This window comes from Roseimarinus sediminis, assembly GCF_050433125.1.
Lineage (GTDB): Bacteria > Bacteroidota > Bacteroidia > Bacteroidales > Prolixibacteraceae > Roseimarinus > Roseimarinus sediminis.
Window position 1 is genome coordinate 1 of sequence record NZ_JBNPXV010000052.1, and the last position, 1,057, is coordinate 1,057.

Annotated in this window: 1 protein-coding gene; it reads left to right on the plus strand. The window is 44.9% G+C overall.

Annotation, left to right across the window (positions count from 1 at the left end; translation table 11 throughout):
* Window positions 1-41: 41 nt before the first annotated feature.
* Window positions 42-1,057 (plus strand): group II intron reverse transcriptase/maturase (ltrA, locus tag FHS86_RS19170; RefSeq protein ID WP_429417700.1); only part of this gene is annotated, 1,016 nt, incomplete at its 3' end.

Here is a 1,057-nt window from a genome sequence, read left to right on the forward strand (position 1 = left end):
CTTCACTTTTAGGGAAGGGGCTTTACTTTAGAGAAGCTTTTATGGAACAACAGCCGCTTAATATTGATAAAAATCTACCAGTTAAGCCATTGGTTACGGCCGATGAGAAGGTTCGTGTATTCCAACGAAAGCTATACCTGAGAGCCAAGCAAGACAAAAGCTTTAAGGCTTACAGTTTGTACGACAAGATTTGCCAGCCACATGTATTACAAGAAGCCTGGCAACGGGTAAAAACGGGCAAACAGGAGTACGATGGAGGAGGAGTTGACAAGCTTACTTTTGGCATGATAGAAAAGAAAGGGGTTTCCCTTTTCTTATCCGACATCCGGAAGGATCTGTTAAACAAGACCTATCGTCCTCAAGCTATCCGTCGTGTCATGATCGATAAGACGGGAAGCAAAGAAAAGCGTCCACTGGGAATTCCAACCATTCGCGACCGTGTAGTCCAAATGGCTGTAAAGATGATGATCGAGCCTCTATTCGAGGCCGATTTCATCGAGACCTCCTATGGCTTCCGTCCAAAGAAGAGTGCACACGATGCCATCAGGAAGATCAAGGAGAATTTGTTTGCTGGCTACCAGTTTGTGTATGATGCTGATCTGTCGAAATACTTCGACACCATCCCTCACGACAAATTGATGAAAGTGGTCTCCGGACGACTGGCAGACAAAAGCATCCTGACACTTCTGCGAATGTGGTTGCGCAGTCCCGTAAAACTCCCCAGCGGACAAATGGAGAAGAGTAGGGTAGGTACGCCGCAAGGAGGCGTTATTTCCCCACTTCTGGCCAATATTTACATGAACGTATTTGATCAGCTAGTTGATGATCCGGAAGGAGTTTATGCCAAAGAAGACATCCGCATTGTGCGGTATGCCGACGATTTTATCTTGATGAAAACGAAGCATTATCCAGCGAAGATTCTTCGGCGCATGAACAACACATTAACCCGAATGGGACTAACAATCAATGAAAAGAAGACCAAACTGCTGCATATCAGCAAGAGTAGTTTTAGTTTCCTTGGTTTTGAATTCCGAATGGTCCAATCAAAGTTTAAGTG